At 46.0% G+C, this 17,942-nt stretch carries 15 protein-coding genes; 8 read left to right on the top strand and 7 right to left on the bottom strand.

Going from position 1 to position 17,942, the window contains the following annotated elements; genetic code table 11:
- Positions 1-22: 22 nt before the first annotated feature.
- A complete protein-coding gene (locus OU814_RS27015) occupies positions 23-877 on the bottom strand; it encodes a CHRD domain-containing protein (RefSeq protein ID WP_268242699.1) in 855 nt (284 codons plus the stop codon).
- A 38-nt stretch (positions 878-915) separates the two neighbouring features.
- Positions 916-1,668 (bottom strand): hypothetical protein, encoded by a 753-nt coding sequence (locus OU814_RS27020; RefSeq protein ID WP_268242700.1) that lies wholly within the window; start codon positions 1,666-1,668, stop codon positions 916-918.
- 425 nt (positions 1,669-2,093) lie between these two features.
- Here OU814_RS27020 and OU814_RS27025 point away from each other — a divergent pair, with 425 nt between their 5' ends.
- Positions 2,094-4,868, top strand: a complete 2,775-nt coding sequence (locus tag OU814_RS27025) for a hypothetical protein (protein WP_268242701.1) — start codon at positions 2,094-2,096, stop codon at positions 4,866-4,868.
- On the opposite strand, the gene OU814_RS27030 is transcribed toward OU814_RS27025, so the two are convergent.
- Positions 4,857-5,288, bottom strand: coding sequence for a helix-turn-helix domain-containing protein (locus OU814_RS27030; protein WP_268242702.1), 432 nt, complete (start codon positions 5,286-5,288; stop codon positions 4,857-4,859). The genes OU814_RS27025 and OU814_RS27030 overlap by 12 nt on opposite strands.
- Positions 5,289-5,505: 217 nt before the next feature.
- Between OU814_RS27030 and OU814_RS27035 the strand changes: the two genes are divergently transcribed.
- Entirely contained in the window at positions 5,506-6,828 is a 1,323-nt protein-coding gene (locus OU814_RS27035) for a hypothetical protein (protein ID WP_268242703.1), read from the top strand.
- Between the two features lie 293 nt (positions 6,829-7,121).
- Here the strand turns inward: OU814_RS27035 and OU814_RS27040 are convergent.
- Positions 7,122-7,863, bottom strand: a protein-coding gene (locus OU814_RS27040) for an IS1 family transposase (RefSeq protein WP_442786154.1) whose coding sequence is annotated in 2 segments (ribosomal slippage) — positions 7,122-7,613 and positions 7,615-7,863 — 741 coding nt in all. Because the reading frame shifts where the segments join, the coding sequence is not laid out codon by codon here.
- A gap of 193 nt (positions 7,864-8,056) precedes the next feature.
- Here OU814_RS27040 and OU814_RS27050 point away from each other — a divergent pair.
- The 3 genes from OU814_RS27050 to OU814_RS27060 all read left to right on the top strand — a co-directional run bounded on the left by OU814_RS27050 (position 8,057) and on the right by OU814_RS27060 (position 9,583).
- Positions 8,057-8,338, top strand: coding sequence for a hypothetical protein (locus OU814_RS27050; RefSeq protein ID WP_268242706.1), 282 nt, complete (start codon positions 8,057-8,059; stop codon positions 8,336-8,338).
- The gene (locus OU814_RS27055) at positions 8,325-8,696 is read left to right on the top strand and encodes a hypothetical protein (protein WP_268242707.1); all 372 of its coding nucleotides are present in this window, start codon (positions 8,325-8,327) and stop codon (positions 8,694-8,696) included. The genes OU814_RS27050 and OU814_RS27055 overlap by 14 nt, the downstream gene beginning before the upstream one ends.
- A gap of 116 nt (positions 8,697-8,812) precedes the next feature.
- Positions 8,813-9,583 carry an Rpn family recombination-promoting nuclease/putative transposase gene (locus OU814_RS27060; RefSeq protein ID WP_268242708.1) on the top strand — a complete coding sequence of 257 codons (771 nt, stop codon included), beginning with the start codon at positions 8,813-8,815 and terminating at the stop codon, positions 9,581-9,583.
- A 36-nt stretch (positions 9,584-9,619) separates the two neighbouring features.
- Here OU814_RS27060 and OU814_RS27065 read toward each other — a convergent pair whose 3' ends face one another.
- On the bottom strand, positions 9,620-9,823 hold the full coding sequence (locus tag OU814_RS27065) for a hypothetical protein (RefSeq protein WP_268242709.1): 204 nt from the start codon (positions 9,821-9,823) through the stop codon (positions 9,620-9,622).
- 373 nt (positions 9,824-10,196) lie between these two features.
- On the opposite strand from OU814_RS27065, the gene OU814_RS27070 reads away from it, so the two are divergent.
- On the top strand, positions 10,197-10,523 hold the full coding sequence (locus OU814_RS27070; RefSeq protein ID WP_268242710.1) for a hypothetical protein: 327 nt from the start codon (positions 10,197-10,199) through the stop codon (positions 10,521-10,523).
- On the opposite strand, the gene OU814_RS27075 is transcribed toward OU814_RS27070, so the two are convergent.
- The gene (locus OU814_RS27075; RefSeq protein WP_268242711.1) at positions 10,475-11,956 is read right to left on the bottom strand and encodes a PAS domain-containing protein; all 1,482 of its coding nucleotides are present in this window, start codon (positions 11,954-11,956) and stop codon (positions 10,475-10,477) included. The genes OU814_RS27070 and OU814_RS27075 overlap by 49 nt on opposite strands.
- A gap of 264 nt (positions 11,957-12,220) precedes the next feature.
- Positions 12,221-13,552 (bottom strand): cytochrome P450, encoded by a 1,332-nt coding sequence (locus OU814_RS27080; protein WP_268242712.1) that lies wholly within the window; start codon positions 13,550-13,552, stop codon positions 12,221-12,223.
- Between the two features lie 42 nt (positions 13,553-13,594).
- Between OU814_RS27080 and OU814_RS27085 the strand changes: the two genes are divergently transcribed.
- Positions 13,595-16,174, top strand: a complete 2,580-nt coding sequence (locus OU814_RS27085; RefSeq protein WP_268242713.1) for a two-partner secretion domain-containing protein — start codon at positions 13,595-13,597, stop codon at positions 16,172-16,174.
- A gap of 93 nt (positions 16,175-16,267) precedes the next feature.
- Positions 16,268-17,929, top strand: coding sequence for a ShlB/FhaC/HecB family hemolysin secretion/activation protein (locus OU814_RS27090; RefSeq protein ID WP_268242832.1), 1,662 nt, complete (start codon positions 16,268-16,270; stop codon positions 17,927-17,929).
- Positions 17,930-17,942 lie beyond the last annotated feature (13 nt).

Genomic DNA, 17,942 nt, shown 5'->3' on the forward strand with positions numbered 1-17,942 from the left:
CAGATTGCTCAAGCTTTAAGGTTTAGGCTTTGACAACGGTTTGATTAAAATTGACACGATTTTCTCCAGTTGGAAATCCGGCTCGACCGTCTTGATCAACATCTACATTCGTGTGCAGATTGAGATAGAGATTTCCAGCTGCAAAAGCAGCCTGCTCTTCTGGGTTGAGGTCAAATTCTCCTGTTAATTGAGCAGACCGATTACCTGTTGGCGTATTCTCGACGTACCGGATAACTGTTGCATCCGCAAAATTGCCGCGTGAATCCTCGGTTGGGCTGAAGTGAAGATGAGTTCCAGTTAAAGTGTTGCCTTCACTATCTTGCGGGACTTTGAGAAATCCCTCGATTAATGTCTCTGGGTCTGACCCATTCAGAATTTTTGCTGCCGGATCGATCACGGTTTCGTCTTGAGAAAACAAGGGAGCGCCATCCAGATTATTGGCAACCCCGTCAATTTTAAGCTGACCATCTTTTAGTTCAAAATTCACAGAGGTGTTTGCTGGGCTGTCATTTGCAAATGGAAATTCACCGGGTCCGTTACCGCTTGCGGTTCCTTGAATCAAATGGCTTCCCGCCATCAAGAAGTCGTTTCTGTCGCTGCCTGTAATGCGATCACTCTGATCCGTTCCGTTCTGCTGCCGAAACTCCTCATGGTCAGTTTGCTGTAAGTCGATCGTGCCAGCAGGCTTTGCGTGATTATGATTGTCGTCCGTGCTAGTAACTTGAATCAGAGCTTGTTTTACATCATCGTTTTGAATTGATGAGCCTGTTGAGCCTAAATTTGAGGAAGCATTTGAGGCAGATGTTACTGAGATTGCGGCTCCGACAGATTCTTGCTGTGAGTGGTGATCAAATGAGTGGGTTGAGCCAGTTGCCATAATAAGTTTTGCTCCTGAGTAGGGTAATAATTTTGAGGTCAAGCTTCTTTGCTGGTAGTAGAGCCGTTCTGTAGGGATTGCAGATCCCTGTTCTCAACACGGACAAAGTTGCGATCGCTAATGTCACCAGTGTTTGTAAAGGTAAGCGATGCCAAAATGTGATCAGTTGAGCGATCAATAATGACCGTATTGTTTTCGCTATCTAAAGGTTGGTCGATTCCGCCTTTGGTTGGGTTTTGTCCTTGTCCAATCACAATATCTTTGCTCAAACTATGATTAATTCCAAATTGGTCTTGCTCAGGATTGAAATCGAAGACTCGGTTTGTTGTTTCTCGACCTAGTACGAGCAAATCGCGCCCTTCGCCTGTGGTAATGGTGTTGAAGCCGCCTGCGTTGCCCAGAATGATGTCATTGCCTTGGCTTGAGATGACGGTATTCGTTCCGCCACCCGGAGCGAGCAAATCACCATTGGTTCCAAGTCGATCGCTCAAGGTCGCCTCTGTTTGAATGCGACTTGAATTAACGGTTTTCGTGTCCTTTAACTGGTCGGGAGAAATGTGATTGAATATCTTACTCTCTGAGGTTTGAGAGCTGGAGGTCTTGTGTAAGCGAGATGTATTGGAATCCGTTGATACTGCTTGACTAAGTGAGGCTTCCACACGATCGCTCTCGATGGAAGTTCCTTGAGATCCATTACTTGTATGATTCGACGATGCAGTGCCATTAATTGCTGCACCAGACTCGTTACTGTGATGAGAATTTTGATCGACTGAATGTTCTGAAGCGATCATCCTAATGTGTTCCTCAATAATACTCTAACGGTAAAATGATGCTAAATTCGATAAAGAAACTGCAATCGAGCTAGCGTACCCGACGCAGAGCATCGCTGAGTCGTCAACCAATGGTTTTTGACCTAGCGTATAGGGGTGAAAGTGGGTACAAGAGTGAAATGCAACTGATTGCTTCTTAGCTTATTCAACTTAGAAGTGCGAACATCCCTCCTAAAGGAGGATCTGAACCCTAATTATTAGATTTGGCTCAATGTTTCTGTTCTATCGCGACTGATTGGATTTTTCAAGCAGTTTTTCAATTTTTTTGGTGAAATTTGCAAAATTACTTTTCACCATAAGTTGAAGATATTTTTGGAATTGGCTATAACTTTGGTGAAAGTCGCAAACTTGATTTTCGCCAATCTAAATTCCTCTCGCGTTTAACCATGACTCTGCTTTTGGAGCAGTTTGTTGTTCCCTTGAAACAGCCTTTGCCTTACTGTTTTTCTCTTGAAAACACTCTTGCTGAATATCTTTTCCCAGAGGCGCATTTCGCGATCGGTTGGTTCGATTCCTCTGTGGAGTATGATCTCTCGCCTTTCCAGTCTATGCATTTACAATGTGTTGATTGCGATCGTGGTTACTATTCAAATGAGCCAATTCGGCAGCGACTCCGCCTGAATACAGCATCAGATTTTTTAGCTGCTAGTCATCTATTCCGCTCTTGTCGAACTCCAGTACAAGAACTGACTGTTCGATTGAAGGTCGTGGAAGATGGCACTGTGATTGGTGATAATCTTTTTATTGGATTAGGTCACGGTAAAATTAGTGATTCTCTAGCACAAAATCTTGCAGGGTTAGCTCCTCCTGTTTTTCAGGTTGGTTTTGGTATTAAGCCCCAAAATAATCAGGCGGAAGGGCAATTCGCGATCGCAACAGTGACATCCGATGCCGATGTTGCTCCCTATGATCTGATTTTGCCACGTTCCTGTTTCCGGGGTGAGGCATTGGCAGTCGGCGATTACTGCTTGACGATCGGCTTTGGGATTTTTGAATTTGCAACACTGCAAGAGTTTTCGCTCGGCACAGCCGTTCTAGTGAACTATCCCCATACCCTTGAAACTGAGTTCTTGCCACAGCTTCGCGTACAAGCAGAAGATTTTGCTCAACTTCAGTATGATCCTCGTCGTTTGGCTCAGCAGTATTTGAATCAGCGTCGAATGGATTCTGATTGGTCCTTACCTTCTCTCACGCCTGAAGAAGCTAGATTATTTGATCTTTTTCTTCAAACCGATCTCGATCACTATCTTCAGATGCTGGAGCATCCGTATATCGCGGCTCGATTGGTTGAATTTGGACAGTCTTGGTGGAGCGCGATCGCAACAGGTGAGACGCTGACAGCTCGAAGCGCGATCGCTCAACCTGATCTAACTCTTCAGCCTGATCAAGTCTCAGTTCCAGAACTACCGGACGGTGCAGAAACGATTGTTCTGAAGCTGCCATTTATCAACTCGAATGATGCTTGGATACTACGAAATCATCATCTGCCGAATCGTGTAGACAACTGTATCTATCTCCATCCAGATAGGGCCGCTGACTTTCAAATCAATTTTGGAGGCGATCGGTTAGCATTTCTTTCAGCAGTCGATTACCCGACTTTTGCGGCTGAAGTTACTGATCTTCAATATCCTCACAACCGTTACCCTACAATCGAGCAGAGTGAATCTGTGTCAACTTTTGAGCAATTCATTTCAAGCTATCAGCTAACGCTAATGGTTCAGCTACGCCGACACGTACAACACGCGATCGCACTGCTAACGGAAATGCAGCGACTAACACCAGAACAGAGATTTGCTTACTTTCAAGAGGCTTGCAATTCCTTTCAGCAGATAGATTGGGATGATCAACTTAGTCCTACCATTGTTCGCCTTCAAACTCAGGTACGATCATTCTGTATCGAATTCAGTTCTCTTGATGTAACCGCGCAGCCAGCTTTGCTACAACCGTTTTTCGATCAGTTGAAACAGATTCTAAGAGTTGTGATTGGCTATCTCTCTTCGGTTTTGCGGTTTGCAAACGGTGGACAAGCTGCTTTGAATCAGGCTGAAATGGAAGTCTGTTTTGCCTTGAGTCGCTATAAGCCTGTTGCTTGGTTGGATGATTTGCCAACTGGTATCTATTTGGATCGTCCGAGGCCAAGTGAGAATACTTACTCTTATAGCGGAACTATCGACACTGTGATTCAGCAAACCAATCAGATTTGGGCAACGGCTTCACCTTTGCAAATACGTCCATTAGTTCAATTTAGGCAGCTATTTCCGTCAGTTCCTGCGGAGATTTCTGGGAGTGAAAAACATTTTTCTGACTGTATAGAAGTTGCGAAAGCTTTGTATGGTCTTCGTGCTGCTTTGCTGACAACTCCTGCAACTAAGATGTATCAAGCTGAGTTAAACAATGCGGTAGAAATGCTCTCTCAATTCTGGGCTGTTCCGGAGCCATTAACCATAGCCACGCAGTTTTGGCAATGGTTTCATCGTCGAAAACGCTCTGATGCCGCAGTGCGGCTCCAGACTGAAGAGTTAGAATTGGCAAAACTGATTTTCTTGTGCTTTCCGCAGTCTATTTTGGGGCGGCTGAAAGTGCTGCAATTCAGGCGGCTGAAAGTGACTGGATTACAGTATTTCACGAATAAGCATCTGGGGCGAGACTGGGGATCGAGATCGGTTCCAATTACGATTAGCCAAAACAGTATCGTGAACAGCCCAGATTATGGGAAATCTGTTGTCCTAGTGGAAGGTGAAATGCTGGGACGGTTGACGGCTCAATCGCCACGGTTACCACTGGGCACAACTGCGATCGCAACAATTGATCTCTTACCGAATTCGATCACAGCCGCGACGACAAGCGACGGAATTCCCCTACGAATTCGCTCCCAGACTGCACAATTTCTAGAATCTGAATCTTTAATTTTGCTGGAGATTGTGGCTCAACCGTCGGAGCAGAATAAGTCCAAATTACTTTGGTACGCCAAGGTTGATGGAAAAACGATCGGGATGCTGTGTCATCGATCAATCAGCGTTCTAAAAACGTTACGTCGGCTTCAGACCGGAAATGTCTTTCAGGTGACGCTCCAGCCATTGCTTCCAGAAACTGCGTGGGTTGAATTGGAACCGTCTAGCGTTCGATATCCAGAAATTTGGCAACAGTCTCTACGCGGCTGAGGTCGCTGCTTCTGCCCACTCGACACTTAATTTTGAGCTATGAGACAGATTATCAAACGATTCGATTCGCGTTCCAGTGAGGGGATCAAGACGTTCTTGAGTGATGGCACGAAGTTCTTGTCCGGTGAAAGCACGTCCGCTTGGGTGTATGACGTAGCCGACTGCCGCGATCGCTTCCAATAGTGTCGTCTTCGGTTCCAAATTTCGACCACGTTCTAAGTCAGAAATGGTGGCACGAGTCACTCGGTACGGACACAGTTGCCCATCTTCACCGCGCACTCGCACTGTCGCAAAAATCTGTAGCACAACCTCGTCCTGCGACCAGTTCAGCGCCTCGCGATCGCGCTTCAGTAAGTTGCCCAGCACTAAACAGCCGCGTTTGGTAGGCGCATCAATAATTACCGATTTTGACTCGATCATACTGTCCTAGCCCCCAGCAAGCCTCTCTACAAGGTATCACGAAATCCCCTTCCCAATCTAAACGATGCGCCCATCGTGGTACGATTGAAACCGGACTTTGTAAGTTAACTTGCAAGGCTTCCTTACAAGACTTACGATTTGGAATAACCCTTTCGTTAGACGATTTTCTATTTCCCTGATTTTACACACCTTTTGCAAATGCTCTGGAGTTGCCCCCGTGCCACCAAAGGTGACTGAAAAACCGCTTCTACCGAATCTGCCCTCTGATGAGGTTGCATTGGAACCTTTGAACTTGCCGCTGGAGCCTGCGGATAGATCGCGGTTGAGTGAGCTTGCGATCGAGATTCGACGACGGCTGCACAAATTCGCAGAGGATATTTATCGCATTGGGACTTGTCTGATGGAAGCGAAGGAGATGTTTCCGCGTGGGCAAAATCAGGCGTTTTTGGATTGGGCGAAGCAAGAAACGGGGTTGGAAAAGTCGGCAGTCTATGGGTATTTGAATGCGTTTAAGGTGTTTGGGGAGGTGCTGAAAGCCTGTTCGCAATCGGTACAGATCGATTCGAGTGCCTTGATTTTGCTGGCGGCATCCAGTGTGCCAGAAGCGGCTCGAACCGAAGCGATCGCGCTGATTCGGCAAGGAAAATCGATCAGCTATACCTTAGGTAAAGAATTAATTGAGAAATATCAGCCCGATCGCTTTCAGGAGCATCAAGCGTTGGTGCAGGCTTGGGGAACTCTCTTGCCCCCAGTTGAGGATGCACTACTTCAGTTGATTGACCAGGCGGGAAGGAGCTATACCTTTCAGAATTACCGAGATCTGAAAAAATCGTTTAAGACTTGGCAGACTGAGGCGTTTGAGGCTTCGCTGAATGAGGTCAAAACTTTGATGGCTCCGCATTGGAAGGTTCGGCATCGTCCGAGCCGACAAGAGCCGTATCGCCTGGAGCTAGAATGCTTGATCCCGAATACGCATCAGTTGTTGACGGCGAAGAATCCGCGATCGGCGCATGACTGGTGGAACAAGCAAGGACAAGCTGCGACTGAACGATTTTTGGAGCGACAGGCAGCGGGGATCGATCGTCGGGATTCGTTGAGCCAGCCTGCGGAGATAGTTCAAGACACTGCCAGCGCTGAACCGATTGGAGCGATAAGCTGCTTGACTTGTGGATGGAACGACCCAAATTATTATGGGTTGCAACCGCATGAGCTTTGGTGTGGGTATTACCGGGATACAGTGGGGCGAGATAAAGCGGATGTCATGCCGGAGCAGTGCCGGAAGTGGCATTCGGCTGATATCGATGCTTATCCGTTTCAACACACGCCTCGGTTGGAGAATGGGAAGGTGAGTTCTCAGGCGATTGAGAAGAGGGAGGAGGTGGTTACGATTGCGGCACAGACTTCTGAAGTTGAGGAGAAGGCGGGGATCAGCGATCGAGATTTTGCTGTAATGCTCAGTAATGTTCCAAAACTATCATCCACTCAACTTCTGCAACTTGGTCAGGCAATTCAGCACTTTAAACAGATTGTGCCTGAGTAGGACTAGCTTGGGGGTTTACGATTGCTGATTTTCTAGCTTTCACTTCTATGCCTTTAATCACTCAGGCATCAAGACGAGGAGAAATATTGTGAAGTGGAAAATATATGGAAATTTTCCGTATATCCATCCATGTAAGCGTAATATGCAGAGAAATTTCTACCTATCAACTCAAAACGGTGTGATATGCGGAAAATTTTCTGTATAGTAAGCCGATTCGGGGTGATATATGGAAAATTTCAGTGTAATAAGAGTTATCCCGCTTAAGGTCATGTTCTAGACCTGTGGATGAACTATCAGACAGCCCGACCAAATTCGTAGCGGTTGATGAACAATCCAATCACGACATCGTGAAGCCAAGTGGACTTAGAAAAGCAGATTGTTTTTCGAGCTAACCGTTTAATCCGAGTCCGAAGCGTTAAGTGCTTGCGCTCAATGCGTTGCGTGTTTGTCTTCCCAATCGTGTGCTTTTGGGAATCTAACAATCGCAAGTATGCACCCCAACTATCGGTGTAGAAGTGCTCAATAGCAAACGGAGCCAGCAATTGCTGAAGTTGCTTGAGGGCTGCATCTTCATGCGGAGCCAGCACATAAGCGAGAACTACGCCTGTACAGTGGTCAATGGTATGCCACAGCCAGCGCTGTTGACGCTTGGATTGCACGAAGCTCCACATCTCATCCATTTCCGCTTCCACTTTGACTACCATCGCACTCGTGGGTGGACTGTCCAACTGCTGAAGTAGAGTGGTGTTGACTTGTTCGAGATGTCGATCTTTTTTTTTATTCTTCAATCACAGTGGTTGGGCTAATTTTCAACACTCTTGCCGTATCTCGAATCCCACTGCCATTCACTGCCATATCGCTGATTTGCTGCTTGACTTCTGGCAAATAGCCGCGATAGCTGTAGTCTCGGATGAAAGAGCGGCGGAGACAATCGGCATTGCGGCAACGATACCGCTGTTTCCCTTCGTCACTTTTGCCATTTTTCACAACGTTAGTGCTGTTGCAGGTCGGACGGCAAACGGGTTTGAGTACCATGTTTACAAGAACAGCTCAACTACGATTCTATCCTTGCATAAAATACACAGGTCTAGAACATGACCCCCGCTTAATTTCAATTTATGTAAAGTACCAAGGCTAATCTGTGAATAAGCTATTGACTGTCTGATACTTTTTGCGACTGTAGGGGCATAGTGGCAGTATTCTTAATTTTGAGCGGGAGAAAAAGTGCATGTCTCAGATGACGGAAGCGCTTGAGCGAATTAGTAAATGTCACCCTACTAAACCAAAAAGAACCAGAGAAGAGGTTGAAAGACAGCTTGAGTTCTTTCCATTTGAGCTATCTGAGGAAGTGTATGAATATTATCAATGGGCAGGCGCACCCATTGGCAATCAACGTCCTCCCGGTTGCGATGGTTCTTATAACGACAATTCGACCTATAGCTGTGTGCTGAAGTCTTTTTTAGACGGTGCAAGCGATTTAATTCACTTTATGTCTCTTGATGTCTCTTGAAGAAGTAGAGGAGGTCTATTCCAACTATTCACTGAATGCCGACATTTATGATACAAAGGGTCTTCCGTTTATTTCCTATGAGAATGGCGTGTTATTGATTGGTGGCTCGGAAAATCAGATAGATGTTTCACCTGTGCGGCAACGAGAAGACAAACGCGACGAATTGTGGTTTCCTAGTTTGACTAACATGATGCTGGCAATCGCAGAATGTGTTGAAGCCATTGGAACAATATTCCCAATTCGTTCCTATGTGAATGGTGAACGTCTTGAAGAAGACGAAGTTCGTGAGCGATGGGACACAATGCAAACAATTGCTCGGAAATATGGCTCTCCAAGTGGAATGATCGTTACGCACTAAACACACAAACGAGCCTGACGAATTTTGCGCGATCGCACCGCAATAATCAGTCATCAAAATTCATATTTTCTTAGAACTAAAATTGATCGTGCAGGGCGTACAATTTTACTATTTCTATGTACGACGATACCTGCCGATTTCTTGCTGAACACTTCTCCGCTGACTTCGCCAGTTGGCTGTTGGGAGAGCCTGTCGAGATGACAGAACTAAAACCCTCTGAACTCTCTCTTGATCCGATTCGCACGGATGCCTTGATTTTATTGCAATCAGAATCCTCTTTTTTGCATCTAGAGTTCCAAACTTTACCTAAAGAAAAAGTCCCATTCCGAATGTTAGACTACCGTGTGCGAGGGTATCGCAAAGACTCGACTAAACCCATGCGGCAAGTCGTGATTTACCTGAAGCAAACTTCATCAGAGCGCGTGTATCAGACCAGTTTTGAGATGGAAAACACGCGCCATGAGTTTGAAGTCGTGCGAATCTGGGAGCAACCTGCCTCATTGTTTCTGCAATACCCAGGACTAATTCCATTTGCGGCTCTCGGTCAAAGTGCGGATGCAGAGGAAACGTTGCGGCAAGCGGCTCAAAGGATTAACCAGATCGCAGGCTCGGAAACGCAAGCAAATTTGATCGCAGCATCAGGCATTTTAGCTGGGCTAAGATTAGAAGATGAGATCGTTTATCGAATTCTACGGAGAGACATTATGCAGGAATCCACTGTTTATCGTTCCATTCAAAGAGAAGTCCAAGAAGAAAGAGATCGGGCGATCGCACTCAATTTTCTCCGAGAAGGCTTATCGGTTGAGATGGTTGCTCGTGGAACTGGGCTATCGATCGAAGAAGTTCAACAACTCCAACAACAATTGACAGATTCCGCACAAAACTGAGTGGTTCGAGCCTATGGAGAAAGTCGTAAATACACGTCATAACCATTCTGTTGGATCGGCAAGTGGAGCATTCTCGCTTCGTTTCAGTGCTACTCGTCGCCGCACAACAGACCCGTTACGAGAACGAGCGCATCCCACCCACTTCAACCGCTGTTCCACAAATTCCAAACAGTTGCCCTGCTTCGTCATATGAAGTAGAGCGATCAACCAAACACCAACGCTGACCTTCACATTCTGCAAGACTTGTCTGCCAAAGCGCTTGAGCAGAACTGAGATTTGAAAACTTGAGGCAGATTGATGTAGAGTTTGGAGAAGTCCGTTACTGTTGAAACAGTTGTACAGAATGTGCGTCCGAACGTCGATCCTCAGAAAATAGAACGACTAATGCAAGTCTTGGGTAGAGATGCTCAGGGTTCTCCAGAGGATTTGATCGTGACCTGAAACACGTTCAAGCGATGTATAAACAGCAATTATTTTCTTTAGAAGAACTACGTGATAGCTTTGAAGCCATTGCACCCGAATTAATCCGGTTTCCTGCTCTGAATCCTGATGTACTTAGAAGCAGAGTTGAGAACTTTATCGAACGATTTGAAGGAAACTCAGCGGAGGAACAATGATAAGCCTAAATGAGCTACCAGGTGCAGAGCTAATCTTACCTGGACTGGATGATCTGCAAAATGGGAAGCCCAATACTGTTAGCTCATTACTCGTCGCGATCGCTGCAACCCGCCTAACCGAAGCGGGCTTAGATATTCCGAAAGATCGTCTAGCCGTAGAGCCAGAACTTACCCTATATGCCCATCTTCAGAATGAGCGAGAGGATGCCTATCTCTACTACAACGCATTGCTGCATCGCCTAACTAGCTTTTGCAATGCCATTGAGCTTTATTATCAGAACGATCTCATCTCAACCGCCGTTCCACAAACTCCAAACAACTGACCCGCTTCGTCATACAAAGGAGCGCGATCGACTAAGCACCAGTGCGGCTGACCGTCCCGTTCAAAGACTTCATCAAAATCAAGCATCTTCCCCGAATTCAAAACCGCTAAATCATGTTGCATTAGTATTTCAGCAATTTTAGGCGAGAAAAGATCGAAGTCAGATTTGCCGCAAATTTCCTGAATCGATCGTCCTATCAACTGAGTAAATGCTTGATTACAACTCACGTAGTCTCCTCCTATTCGCTTGAGAAAGGTTGCGTATCGAGACTCTGCATCAATGTTCTTGAGTGAGCGATCGACAACCCATTTTTCTTGAAGCTCAATTTGACTTGCTAAAAGCGCCGCTTCTAATTGCTTGTGCCGAGTAATGTCCCGAACCAGAATCAGCGCCTCATCTCCTGCTGTCGCTGCTCCATTCGGCTTTACATCAATGGCGACCACACTTTCTTCGAGGTAGTAGCGTTGTCCATTCGCGCTCACGGTCTGATATTCATAGGTTTGAGGTCGGTGTAAGACAAACGATCGCTGAAGGTGAACCATGCGTTGATCGGCAGTTTCTAACCGTAAAACATCATAGATGCTTGCCCCGACTTGCTCTTTGGGAAATACGATCGCGAAATCAGGATTGCTCGAAATAATCCTGCGGTAAATGCCATCTCTGCCCACACAAATGACATGCTCAGGCAACGACTTCAACAGTGTGTTAGTTCGTCGATGATTGAGTTGTCGAAGATGTTGAGCATGTTTGCGCCAGGTGATATCGGTGAGAGTTCCCGATAGGTAAAGCGGTTGCCCATCCTCATCAAACGCAACTTCGCCTCGACTTTTAATCCACACAAGTTGACCATCGCGGCGAAAGTAGCGGAACGCAAACTCATAAGCAGTCATGATCTGTGATCGCGTCAGCACCTCCTCGAATTGGGCGCGATCCTCTGGGTGAACAGCATTGAGAAATTCAGAATACGAAGGTAACTCTGTCTCGCCTAGCACTGAGTCAAGATTGAGTGCCCAACTCGCCTGACCCTGTACATTCAGCCGCCACAAGCTCATCTTTGACGCTTGCAGTACTTGAGTGATTTCATGTTCGATCGACAAAGTTTGATGAATGCTAAAGGTCTTTGCTGCCATTAAAGACGTGTGAAACAGGACAAAGCCAACGACTTGTTCACTCACCTCTTCCGCGATCGGCGTAATCTGCAACGAAGCCTCGATCGAGGTGCCATCTGCTGCCTGTAGATCTGCAATGCCCGTCCACGGATAGCCATTCATTAGAATCGATCGAATTTCTTCAGCAACTGTCTGGTTACAAAACAGTGCTTCAAATCCACCTAGCTCATTGATTCCCTCTAGTGAGAATCCAAACAAATGTGTAAACTCAGCCTGAACATAGACAAACGTGCCATCGCTTGCCTCAACAATACTGATCATCATTAAAAATCTTACAAAAGTCGTTCTTTGTCGTTGCGTTCTCGATATCATCATTTCACTGCATCAGATTGCAGTGAAACGTAAGTTGTTCACTCACACCAAAACTCAGGTTTTGCGTGTTGAGGTAGAAGGTAGCTGTGCCTGATTTGTCAAAGTAATCCTAGTAGAGAAACAAAGTCACCTGACTTTAATCGGGATTTTAGCGAAAGTAATGTACTTCTGCAATCAAATTTTTTCATCTATGTTCTGTCACACAGATTCAATAAGTTAACGGGGCAGAACCTTAAGTTTCAGATCGACTGGGGGCGCCATTGTAATGCCGTATCGAATAGGAAGGACAGGTTTTGAATCAAATGCCTGAAGCCGCATCTGCTTCAACGTGGTTGCCACGATCAACTTGATCTCAAATTTGGTAAATTCTCCACCCACACATCGTCTTGATCCTCCACCAAAAGGTAAGTACTCATAAGCCGAAAACTGTTGAGACAGAAAGCGTTCTGGGCGGAATGCATCGGGATCTGGATAGACTGTTGCACGATGATGAGCAAGATAGATCGAGGGAGAAATCACTGTCCCAATTGGTAATTCATAGCCATCGATCGAGAAAGGCTGCAATACCTGACGCGCAAAACACCCGATCGCCACTGGATAGATTCTCAAAGCTTCATGACAAACCGCGCTCAAATAAGGCAGTCGAGCAATCTCCATTGGATCATCAATTCCCTCTAGTTCCTGCCTTAGCTTCTCTTGCACCGTTAAATCATGATGTATCCAGTACAACGCCCAAGCGATCGCAGAAGTCGTCGTTTCATATCCTGCTAAAACGAGCATCAGTAGTTCATCTCGAATCTCATCATCACTCAGCGGTTGATCAAATTCATCTCGGACTTGTAGTAACATCGCTAACACACTTGGATGTGCTTCTAGCAAAGTCGAGGTTCTTTGACGATCGATCTGCTGTTGAATCAATTGATTGATCTGCTGCTTTTGTTGAAGAAATCGCCCCCAAGGACTCCAACTTCCTAGATCAACGCGAAGTGCTGGAAATAACATTCCAACAGCACTCAGTGGCGATTCTACATCCTGAAAGAAACTATACAGAAGATGATATAGCTCTCGAAGTAACGGAGTTCTTAGTCCGCCAAACAATACCTGTAAAATCACACGCAGAGCGATTTCTTTCAAAGGTTGTCGAAGCGGTAGCACTGTTTGATACTGAGGTTGATCGAATACATACTTTGTTGTTGAGCAGATGTCTCGCCCCCACTGATTCAGTGCTTCACCATGAAATGATGGCACAATCAAACGACGGTGACGTTGATGTTCACGCCCTTCAAGGAATACCAAAGCATTTTGTCCCAGAATCAGATCGAAAATTCCGCCGCGTTGATGAGAGGACAAAACTTCCGAAGATGCTGAAAAAATCGATTGCAATCCCGTTGGACTACTCACACAAATTGCAGTAAATTCTGTGTAGGGCAACCGAAACATGTCACCATAGCGATCGTGAGCTTCTCGAAGCAACGATAGAGGATTGAGGATGCCTTGAAGCTGCCAAAACAGGGTAGGCACTTCGGGTCCGATCGGTAAATCAGGCATCAACCATCTCCTTATTCCTGAACAAATAATCTTTCAACAATTATGCTGCGGAATCTTAGTTCTGCCTTCATTCTAAGCCTTGGAATGGGGCTAGTCTCAGCAAATGCTGGAATCAGTCAAGTGACTCCGGACAAAACTATTCTAACCCCATCTGAAGTGACTCTAGGTTGTACAAACTGTATTATCAGTGGGGGAATTCAGCGAGGTGGCAATCTATTTCACAGTTTTCAAGAATTTTCAATTCCAACAGGTGGACAAGTCCTGTTCAATAATGGGCTAGATGTTCAGAATATTTTCTCTCGTGTCACTGGCAGTCAGCCTTCAATCATTGATGGCATTCTGCGAGCAAATGGAATCGCTAATCTGTTTTTGATCAATCCCAATGGGATTCAGTTTGGGGTAAACGCTCAGTTGAATATCGGAGGCTCCTTTCTTGCAACAACAGCAGACGCAGTACAGTTTGAGGATCGTACTCAATTCAGTGCCAAATCTCCGACACCTCTCTTTTCAAACCGCGCTCCTGTTGGATTAACCTTTACGAACCCGGCTCTAATTCAAGTCGATGGAGCAGGACATCAGCAGCTTGTCACTTCCTTACAAGGTGGATTCGCGAGTCGTCTTGCCTTCACCGGGCAAGGACAAGCAACATCTGGGCTAAGAGTTCAACCCAATCAAACTCTTGCGCTAATCGGCGGGGATGTAGTGCTAAGCGGCGGTCTACTGACTGCACCTGCGGGGCAAGTTGAAATTGGAAGTGTGAAAACTGGAATTGTTGGACTGAGTAATACTGCATCTGGATTCAGATTTGACTATCCTCAGAGCGCTCAACTTGGAAGTATTTCTTTGTTGAAACAATCTGCGATCGATACGACAGGCGATCGGTTTAGCGCTATTCGGTTGCGTGGTAGCACAATCAATCTCAATGATGCTTCCTTGCTCGTCATTGAAAATACCGGAATCGGGACTGTTGGCGACATTGAGCTACAAGCTGACCAGCAAATCAATGTCATTGGACTAACTTCCTTCAATCGTCAAGATCAGCTGCCTCTCGTCCAGAAGATTTCGAGATCGATTACCAGCCTCACAACCTCTGGCACTGGCGCAAATATTTTACTGAGCAGTCCTAATATCCGCTTAACTGATTCTGCTTATATTTCTGCGCTTACATTAGGAAATGGCAATGCTGGGAATATCCAAGTTCAAGCGAATCGCCTTGATATTCAGGGAATTGCGGAGACCGAAGCGGCAGCGATCGCAAGTAGCATGACAACTTCAACTTACGGAATTGGACGGGGCGGAAACATTGATATCAATGCGAATCAGGTTGAAGTCTCCAGAAGTGGATTGATTTACACAACGACCTATAACCTGGGTCAAGCAGGTAATATTTCTATCAACTCCCAAACCTTATCACTAGATGGTGGCGACTTACGGATTGCTGTTGTCGCGAATACATTTCCATCGGCTGCATTAACATTTCTCCCCACAAGTTTAGGCTCGAATTCAGTGAGTTCAGCTAATAGCGGCAATATTTTTGTTCAAACTCAACAGCTTAGAGTAACGAATGGCGCTCAATTTGGAACAGTATCCTTAGTTTCTGGACAAGCAGGAACGGTAACCATTAATGCTTCTGAATCTGTGACTGTAGAAGGAACGGCTCGCCCTACTCAGTTCGATTTAGATCCGCGACTAACACCTGAAGTGCGACAGGGGCTGCTTCGATTTCAAATTGATCCCTCTAGTGTTAAGGTCGATCGTCCTGTTTCCAGCATTATTGGCTCAGGCGGCGGACTAAGAAATCTATTTACTGAGCAAGTTACAAATTTCTCTCTGACTTCAATGAGTCGGGCTGGAAGTGTAACGATTGATAGTCCCAAAATTCAGGTCAAGGATGCCCGAATCACGGTTCAAAATGCAGGAATCGGGGATGCTGGTGAACTGAAGCTGAATGCGAATCAAATTCAACTCAATCGAGGAGGCGCAATCACAGCTTCTACCTTCAGTGGTAACGGCGGAAACGTTGTAGTAAATGCAGATCAGCTATGGATAAGGGATAGAAGTGAGATTACGACGAATGCAGGGGCAGGCGGAAACGGAGGCAGTATTGGATTAACTTCGGGTGTCTTGGCTGTATTAAACAATAGTCGCATTAGCGCCAACGCGGAGCGCGGACGAGGTGGCAATGTTCAAATCACGGCTCAAGGCGTGTTTAATGACCGCAGTAGCTTAATTAGCGCAACCTCCGATCGTGGACCTGAATTCGATGGAACGGTTCAAATTAATGCACTTGAATCCCAACTTCAGCGATCGAGCTTAAGAGTTTTACCCACACCCGAAGGTTCTAAAATTGCGACAATTTGCCCCTCACAAGCCGATCCTCGTGCTAGTACGCTGATCGATAACGGAACAGGCGGAATTCCAAGCAATCCAACTGATTCACTCAGTAGTCGCCGAGGATGGCTGCCAAAAGTTCCAGCTTCTACAGTGAGAGCGCAGCCAATTTCTCGATCAAATCCTCCAACTGAAATTCAAGATTGGGTACTTAACCCCGATCAAAAAACAATAAGGCTCGTAGTTGCAGGACGCGGCACTCCATATGCAACCGTTACTCCTTTTTGCTAACTTGCATATCCTGAACTACGGGCTTAAGCTAGAGATGGGGCATCACCACTTCAAGATCACCTCTAGTTGTTTGAGGGTACTGTATTGTTAACTGTGGTACAAGCTCAAGCCCTTCCACTTCAACCGATTCCCAGTTTAAATTTACCTCCAGCGACTCCAGCGGCCCCACCGCCGCTTCTGCCTCGCGTCAGTCCTCATAAGATTATCAATGCTCCTAGCTCTCAGCCAGAGCCACAAACTCCTTCTCCTCGAACAATACGAGTCAAAGAGTTTAGGTTTCAGGGAAACACGGTTTTCACACAACAACAACTGAGTGAAGTTGTTGCTAGTGTTATTGGGCGCGACCTTAGCATTGCTGAACTACTTCAAGCGAGTGCGACGATTCGGAGATTCTATGTAGATCGTGGCTATCTCGTTGCAGGTGCATTCATTCCAGAAGCAGGAAATGAGGCACTTGATCCGCAGGCTGCGATCGTAACGATTCAAGTTGTCGAAGGTACGGTTGAGCAAATCAGAGTCACGGGCGACAATCGCTTCGCCGAATATGTTCAATCTCGCCTCGAACGAGCAACCCATCCAATCTTGCAGGAGCAGCGTTTGATTGAAGCGCTTCGACTTCTACAGGCAGATCCGCGCATCCGAACAATTTCAGCCGTTCTCAATCCTGGTACTGAACCCAATACGCGGATTTTAGACGTGCAAATTTTAACAAATCCAACGTTTAGCGGTTCTATGGAGTTGAATAATCAGCGATCGCAACTTGTTGGAAGATTAGAAAGACGAATTGATCTAAAACAAGCCAACTTACTAGGATTGGGTGATGATCTCAGTCTCTTCTACGCCAACACTAATGGCAGCAATACGATAGGCACAACCTACACGATTCCTGTCAATGTTCAAAACGGAACTGTGCAGCTAAGTGCAACGTGGCTAAATAGCCGAATTATTGAGGAACCCTTTGATGAAGCAGATATCCGCTCAAGTTCAACATTTTACGATCTAACCTTCCGTCAGCCAATTGTTCAACGAGCGACAGAAGAATCAATCCAAGAACTTGCGCTTGGCATTACAGCTTCTCATAGTGAAAGCCGTTCCTCAATCTTAGGTGTTCCCTTTCCATTGTCTCCAGGTGCAGATGATCAGGGACGAACTCGGATCTCAGCGATTCGGCTTTTCCAAGAGTGGACACAACGTAGCGATTCTTCTGTTTTCGCTGCGCGATCGCATTTCAGTTTCGGAATTAATGCTCTAAACTCAACGATCAATCGTGGCGCTCCAGATAGCCGATTTCTCAGCTGGAGAGGACAAGTTTTATGGTTACAACGGGTTAATTCTCAACTTGATCTTTTCTTGCGATCGCAGTTGCAATTTAGCGCTAGCTTCGCTCCAGGTGGTGACCATGCTTTAGTTCCCGCAGAGCAATTTAGTTTAGGTGGCTCATCTACTGTGCGGGGTTATGCGCAGAACGCGGCTCTAAATGATAACGGAATTTTCGGATCAGCTGAATTTAGAATCGGATTACTTCGCAACGATTCGACAAGCCTGCTCCTGATTCCTTTTGTTGATATGGGTAGAGCATGGAACAGGAATGGAAATGATTCCAACACGCTTGCATCTCTAGGATTGGGGTTGCAGTGGACTCAGAACGATCTACAAGTTCGAGCAAACTACGCCTTTCCATTGACGACCCTGGAGAATCAAAGCCCCCAAGCGAATCAATTTGACTTCTCAGTTCAATACAATTTCTCTTTTTAACGCTGCTTATTTA

The sequence above is a fragment of the Leptolyngbya sp. GGD genome, from assembly GCF_026735145.1.
GTDB classification, from domain to species: Bacteria; Cyanobacteriota; Cyanobacteriia; order Leptolyngbyales; family Leptolyngbyaceae; genus Leptolyngbya; species Leptolyngbya boryana.